The sequence below is a fragment of the Streptomyces sp. NPDC001714 genome (genome assembly GCF_042892755.1).
In the GTDB taxonomy this organism is placed as follows: Bacteria; Actinomycetota; Actinomycetes; order Streptomycetales; family Streptomycetaceae; genus Streptomyces.
Window position 1 is genome coordinate 368588 of sequence record NZ_JBIAUL010000010.1, and the last position, 7015, is coordinate 375602.

6 protein-coding genes and 1 pseudogene are annotated in these 7015 nt (G+C 68.7%); all 7 read left to right on the forward strand.

Translation table 11 applies throughout. From position 1 onward, the window contains the following. Positions 1-303 precede the first annotated feature (303 nt). Positions 304-1665 carry an ABC transporter substrate-binding protein gene (locus tag ACFY0P_RS27010; RefSeq protein WP_388918137.1) on the forward strand — a complete coding sequence of 454 codons (1362 nt, stop codon included), beginning with the start codon at positions 304-306 and terminating at the stop codon, positions 1663-1665. Further along, positions 1662-2576, forward strand: a complete 915-nt coding sequence (locus ACFY0P_RS27015) for a carbohydrate ABC transporter permease (protein ID WP_388918140.1) — start codon at positions 1662-1664, stop codon at positions 2574-2576. The genes ACFY0P_RS27010 and ACFY0P_RS27015 overlap by 4 nt, the downstream gene beginning before the upstream one ends. 55 nt (positions 2577-2631) lie before the next feature. Continuing rightward, positions 2632-3537, forward strand: a complete 906-nt coding sequence (locus ACFY0P_RS27020; protein WP_388918143.1) for a carbohydrate ABC transporter permease — start codon at positions 2632-2634, stop codon at positions 3535-3537. Positions 3538-3603: 66 nt separating this feature from the next. Then, positions 3604-5616 carry a hypothetical protein gene (locus ACFY0P_RS27025; protein WP_388918146.1) on the forward strand — a complete coding sequence of 671 codons (2013 nt, stop codon included), beginning with the start codon at positions 3604-3606 and terminating at the stop codon, positions 5614-5616. Then, entirely contained in the window at positions 5613-5960 is a 348-nt protein-coding gene (locus tag ACFY0P_RS27030; protein ID WP_388918149.1) for an L-rhamnose mutarotase, read from the forward strand. Before ACFY0P_RS27025 ends, ACFY0P_RS27030 begins: the two co-directional genes overlap by 4 nt. Before the next feature lie 61 nt (positions 5961-6021). Next, a complete protein-coding gene (locus ACFY0P_RS27035; protein ID WP_388918152.1) occupies positions 6022-6915 on the forward strand; it encodes an amidohydrolase family protein in 894 nt (297 codons plus the stop codon). After that, positions 6912-7015 (forward strand): annotated as a pseudogene (locus tag ACFY0P_RS27040) (Zn-dependent alcohol dehydrogenase); the annotation flags it as partial. The gene ACFY0P_RS27035 and the pseudogene ACFY0P_RS27040, both read left to right, overlap by 4 nt.

Sequence of the window (7015 nt, forward strand, 5' to 3'; positions counted from 1 at the left end):
CGATTAGTCGTACTCATCCAGTAGGTAGATCCACATCATGAGGCAGGTGACTACATCGTGACATATAGCAACTTATTGGACATCTCTCTTCTCCTGCTTAGCATCCTCATCCGCAAATAGCCGGAACGAGGGCCGCACAAACCCTTGACGTGATCCTCGATGAGGCGCCTAATTTCTTCCGCGACGGCAAGCGGGACGGCCGTCCGCGGTCACAGACGCCCGACCGGTACGGCCCGGCGTCGCCCCATCCTGGCGCCATCTGTCCATCCGCTCAGGGCGCCCTGTGAACCAGTGGAGTCGCACATGACCGTCAACAAGCCTTCGTCCGGCCGGGAGAGGCTGTCCAGCAAGAGGCGTGCGGCGTTGCTGGCCGGCTGCGCGGCCACCGCGGCCCTGACCCTGACTGCCTGCGGCGGCGGCGCCACGGGGACGACGAACAAGGACGGCTTCGCCCAGGCGCCGCAGAAGGACGGTGCGTTGACCGTCTGGGTGGACGCGACCCGTGTGGAGGCCGCGAAGTTGTACCAGCAGCAGCACCCGGACGTGAAGATGGACATCGTCACCTACGACGGCGACGCCAACGGCTCGAACTACCTCCAGACCAAGGTCCAGTTGTTCAACCGCACCGGCAAGGGCTGGCCGGACGTCGTGTTCAGCTCCCAGAACAACGAGGTGACCTGGGCGGTCGACCAGAACTTCGCTGCCCCGCTCAACAAGGGCCTGATCCCCTCGGCGTCCTTGGGGAAGTTCGCGAGCGGGGCCAACGACGTCTGCACGGTGGGCGGCACCGTCTACTGTCTGCGCAACGACCTCTCCCAGGCGGTGCTCTGGTACAACGCCCCCCTGCTGAAGAAGTTCGGCTACACGGTGCCCACGACGTGGCAGGAGTACCAGAAGCTCGGCGAGAAGGTGGCCAAGGAGCACCCGGGCTACCTGGTGGGCGACGCGGGCGACTCCTTCACCCCCGAGATCTACCTGTGGGCGAGCAAGTGCGGCGCCAACCACATCACCGGCCCCAAGTCGGTGTCGGTGAACACCTCCAGCGAGGCCTGCACCAAGATGGCCAAGCTGATGGACGTGCTGATCAAGAACAAGTCCATGTCCATCAGCGGCGTCTTCAGCACCGACTTCGGCAAGAACAAGGCCGACAAGGTGCTGCTCATGCCCGGCCCGGCCTGGTACGGCGGCGCGCTGTTCGAGGGCACCTTCAAGACGCCGGCCAAGCAGATCGCGGCCGCGCCCATCCCCCAGTGGCAGGGAGAGACCTCGCCGTCCACCGGCAACGTCGGCGGCGGCACCTGGCTGCTGTCCCAGCACTCCACGCACATCAAGGCCGCCACCGACTTCCTGAAGTGGGTCACCACCGACAACGCCTACCAGGGAGAGAAGGCGCCGGGCTTCCCCGCGTACGCGCCGGCGGCGGAGAACTGGCTGAAGGGGCAGGATGCCTCCGGCTACTTCGCCAGCGACCTGAGCGCCCTGAAGGACGCCTCCTCCCAGGTGTGGAACGGCTGGGGTTCGGGCCAGTTCAGCCAGGAGGCGATCTGGGCCGCCACCGTCAAGCCCGGCCTGACACAGGGCAAGAGCATCGTCTCGATGCTGCCGGCCTGGCAGGACTCCATCGTCAAGTACGCCAAGGCCGACGGATACAAGGTCTCCCAGTGACCCTCACCCACTCCCCGGCCGGCTCTGCCACCCGGCGCCCTCGCGGCACCGCACGGCAGAGCCGGGCCGGTATGGCCTTCGTCGCCGCGTACGTGGTCCTGCTGATCGCCTTCGGCGTCCTTCCGACCGCGTACGCGATCTACTTCGCCTTCACCGACGCCGGGGGCAGGATCACCGGCTTCGCCAACTTCGTCTCCACGGCGCAGGACTTCCGCTTCCTGGACGCCGTGGGCCATGTCGCCGTCTACCTCGTCTTCTGGCTGCTGTCCCTGGCAGTGTTCGTGGTGGCCCTGGCGCTGCTGCTGCACCGCCTGGCCTCCGGCCCGGCGAGCAGGGCACTGCGCTTCCTCTACTACATCCCGGGAGCGCTCGCCGGAGCCGCGAGTGTGCTGGTGTGGCTGTTCATGCTCGACCCGACCGTGAGCCCGGTCAGTTCGCTGCTGGGCGCGCTCGGGTTCCACACCTTCGGTGAGGTGATCGCGCCGGGCAACCTGCCCGTGCTGTTCACGGTCATCGCGTTCTGGACCGGCGCGGGCGGCTGGATCGTCGTCATGTACGGCGCGCTCAACAACATCCCCACGGACGTCATGGAAGCCGCGCGCATCGATGGCGCGGGCGCCTGGCAGACCGCCTGGCACATCCAGATCCCGATGCTCCGCAAGTGGATCGTGTACATGGTGATCCTGGCGTTCGCGGGCGGCGCCCAGCTCTTCGTCGAGCCGCAGCTGCTCTCCCTCGCCAGTGTGGGCGTGGCCGGACGCGACTACTCGCTGAACCAGCTGACGTTCGACTTCGCCTTCCAGATGAACAACATCAACGGCGCCGCCGCGGTCTCGGTCGAGCTCCTGGTCGTCAGTGTGTCGGCCGCCGCCCTCTTCGTCGCACGGTCGGGGTTCTTCGATGCCGACTAAAACCCCTGGCAGTCGAGTCGCCACAACGGCGAGCTGGGAACGGGAAGCACCTCTCATGAGCCGATCTCACCACCAGCCACCGCACCGCCGCCGGTCCGCGGGGCACCTGGCCTCCCGGCTGCTGACCGGATCCGTACTGGCCGCGTTCCTCGTCTTCTTCGTGCTGCCGGTGGTGTGGCTGGTCCTCGCGGCGACCAAGACCGACCAGCAGTTGGTCCACGACAACCCGCTTTCCTTCGGGTCGTGGCACGCGCTGAAGGCCAACTGGGACGCGCTCACCGCGTTCCAGGACGACGCCGTCATGCAGTGGCTGGGCAACTCCGCGCTCTACGCGGTGATCTCACTGGTCATCACACTCGCCGTCGCCATACCCGCGGGATACGCCCTGGCCATGACCGAGTTCCGCGGCCGGCACAGCCTGCTGATCGCGACCCTGGTCGTAATGCTCATGCCGAACGCCACCCTGGTGGTCCCGCTGTTCCTGGAGATCAACGCGGTGCACCTGATCGGCACCATGTGGTCGATCATCCTGCCGTACTCGTTCTACCCCTTCGGCGTGTACCTGACGTACATCTACTTCACCACCGCCGTACCGAAGGACCTGCTGGCAGCGGCCCGGATGGACGGCTGTTCGGAGTTCCGCGTCTTCTGGCACATCGCGCTGCCGCTGGCGACCCCGGTGATCGCACTCGTGGGCTTCTTCAGTTTCGTCGCGAACTGGACCAACTACTTCCTGCCGTACGTGATGCTCCCCGAGAGCAGCCAGATGCCCATCCAGGTGGGGGTCGGAACCCTGCTCAGCAATGTGCCGTCCTTCAACCCGGCTGTCGGCTCGCTCGCGATCGAGCGGCCGCAGCTGGCTCTGGCGACGCTCGTGGCCATCACTCCCGTCCTGATCGTCTTTCTCTTCGCCCAGCGCTTCCTGGTCAGCGGGATGCTCGCCGGCGCCACCAAGGAATAGCGGCCCGTCCCGGCCGTAGTCCCCGGGCGTGCGCCGCCCCGCCGCCCACTCGAACGGAGATCCCCCATGCCCTACAGCTCTGCCAACCCCACCTCCGACGAGGACGCCCCCCGCGATCATCCGGCCGCGCCACCCGAGATCGAGGCGGCGGTGCCGCTGCTCGAACCACCCGGCTGGGCCGTGGCCCAGCGGTCCCTGTTCGACCTCCTCGACCACGCCTGGCGGCGCTTCGCCCGCGACTTCACCGGCCCGGACGGGCGCCTGAACTACACCGGCCCGCTGACCACCCGCGACGGTGTGGACGACTTCTACGAGGTGTTCTTCAACTGGCCCCAACTGTACCTGCTCGGCGGCGCCGACGACCTGCTGCCCGCCAGCGAGCAGCACTGGGAGGGCGTGACCCGGCAGCTCACCGAACTCGGCATGCTGCGCGACGAGTTCGAGCGCGGCTACGACTGGTTCCACCAGGGCGAGAGCCTGCTGCTGCTGTACTTCCTGTGCATGGCCGCCCCCGACCGCTGGCGTGAGCGCGCCCTGCGCTTCGCCGAGTTGTACGTCGACCCGGCCCACGGCAACTACGACTCCGAGCACCGCGTCATCACCCGCGCGCACAACGGCAGCGACCCCGACCGCACGGGCCTGTTCGACGGTGACGTCTATCCCTGGCTGCAGAAGGAAGCGGACACGTACGGCTTCCCGCTCGACTGGATCCCCGAGGCCGACGGCGGCCCGTACCCGCTCTCCGCGGACCCGCGTCTCGGCGCGCAGATGCGCGACCGGATGGGTGTCGGCGACACCGCGGTCAACCTCGCGGCGGCCGGGCTGGTCCTCAACGCCTGGATCGTGTCCGGCGAGGAGCGCTACCGCGACTGGATCGTCGAGTACGTCGGCGCGTGGCGGGAGCGCACCGAGGCCAACGGCGGCCTCGTCCCGGACAACGCCGGCCCGGACGGCGTCGTCGGCAGTCTGTTGGAGGGCCGCTGGTACGGCGGCCACTACGGCTGGTCGTGGCCGCACGGCTGGCACAGCGTGGGTCACGCGGCCTGTGTGGCGGCGCTCGCGGCGGCCACGGTCACCGGGGACGACGACTACCTCTCCATGGTCGCGACCTCGCTCGACACCCTCATCGGCCACGCCAAGGTGATGCCCCACGCCGAGGCGGACTCCAGCCTCCCCTCCAAGTGGGCGGTCGAACTCGGGCCCGACATCAACACACCCACGCTCCATCTCCCCTTCCGGCACAAGGACTCGGGCTGGTTCGACTACAACCCGGCCACCCCGCCGGTCCCGGTGGCCCTGTGGCACCACACGGCCTCCGACGCCGACCGCGCCCGGCTGGAGCACCTGCGTGAGGCCGACGGCATCGACTGGCGCACCCTGCGGCCGTTTCGCGCGAAGGAGGAGTCCGGGCACGAGAAGGCATGGTTCGCCTTCCTCGCCGGCGACGACCCCGGCTACCCCGAGCGGATCCTCGCCACCGCCCAGGCCCAGGTCCGCCACCGCCTGCGGCGCATCGACCGCTACCGCGACCTGGACGTGCCCGAGGCCGACATCCACGTCTGGCAGCAGTCAAACCCCGTCGTCACCGAGGCCCTCGTCCAGCTGACCTGGGGCGGCCCCCAGGTGCTGTACAACGGCGGCCTGCAGCAGGCCCGGCTGCGCTACCACGACGCCGAGGCCCGCCGTGCCGGCCTGCCGCAGGACGTGGCCGCACTGGTCACCTCCATCGACCCCAAGGCGACCACCGTCGAACTGGTCAACCTCTCCCCCGAGACCGAGCACACGGTGATCGTCCAGGCCGGTGCCTTCGCCGAGCATGCCATCACCGCTGTCCGCTACACCACGTGCCAGGACGACGGCTGGATCGGGGACATGTACGACTACGGCCACACCGAGCCCGTCGTCACCGAGACGGAGCAGGTCTGCGACAGCACCTTCCTGACGGTCCGGCTGCCCGCATCCACCCGCATCCGGCTCACCCTGCGCCTCCGGCTGCGCGCCAACACCCCCAGCTACCGCACACCGTTCGACACCCCGGCCTCCGTGCCCGGCCCGGGCACGGAGGGAGAAACCGCATGAAGCGCATTGCCCAGACCATCAGGCTCCGCCCCGAGCACCGCGAGGAGTACCTCGAACTCCACTCGGCCGTCTGGCCCGGCGTCGAAGCCGCCCTGCACCGGGCGAACATCCGCAACTACAGCATCTACCTCCACGGCGACGTGCTGTTCGCCTACCTCGAGTACCACGGCGACGACTTCGAGACCGACATGGCCGCCCTGGAAGCCGACCCCGAGACCCAGGAGTGGTGGAAGCTCACCGACCCCTGCCAGGAGCCCTGGCCCGACCGGGGCGATTCCCGCCAGTGGACGGAGCTCCCCGAGATCTGGCATCTGGGCCCGCCTGGTGACACCAGCAGCGCCTGACACACCCCGCCCCACACCGCTTGGCCCAACCCGACGTGGACCGACCCGACTTGGACCACCAGTGATCCCCTCCCCGCTCATCGACGCCCACCACCACCTGTGGGACCTCGACCAGCGCCCGCAACCCTGGCTCGACGATCCCGCCCTGGCGACGATCCGCCGCACCTTCACCCCCGACGACCTGCGTACCACCGCCGCTCAACTCATCGCGGGCCGCCGTCTGCACAGCACGGTGGCCGTGCAGTGCGTACCTGACGTGCCCGAGACGGAGGACCTGCTCGCGCTCGCGGAGCGGGAGCCGCTGATCGGGGCCGTGGTCGGCTGGGCCGACCTGACGTCTCCGGCGATCGGCGAGGTGCTGGACCGACTGCTCGCCGGGCCGGGCGGCACATATCTGCGGTCCCTGCGTCATCTCGTCCAGGGCGAGACGGATCCGGAATGGCTGCAACGCCCCGATGTCGAACGCGGGTTGGCGGCGGCCCGGGACCGCGGGCTCAGCTACGACGTGCTGGTCCGCAGCCACCAGCTCGACCAGGCGATCCGGCTGGCCGAGCGGTTCCCGGACCTGCCCCAGGTGCTCGACCACGCGGGCAAGCCGCCGATCGCCGACGGTGACCTGGCCGACTGGGGACGGCAGGTGCGTCTGCTGGCCGCACACCCGCATGTGGTCTGCAAGGTGTCGGGGCTGATCACCGAGGCCGACCACGACAGGTGGACCGTCGACGACATCCGCCCCGTGTGGGACGTCCTGCTCTCGGCCTTCGGCCCCGACCGGTTGATGTTCGGCTCCGACTGGCCGGTCGCGAACCTCGCGGGCGGCTGGAACCGCTGGGCCGCCACGGTGGACGAACTGCTCGACGGATGTTCCGCCGACGAGACCTCGGCGATTCTCGCGGGCACCGCGACCACCTTCTACCGCCTCACTCTTACGGAATGGACCTTGGGATCACGATGACGCTTGCCGTCCGTTACGTTTCCGCCCGCTCCCTGGACACGGCTCCCGCGATCGCCGTGCCGCCTGGTCCGGGTGAGGTGGAGCTGGCTCCTGCCTATGT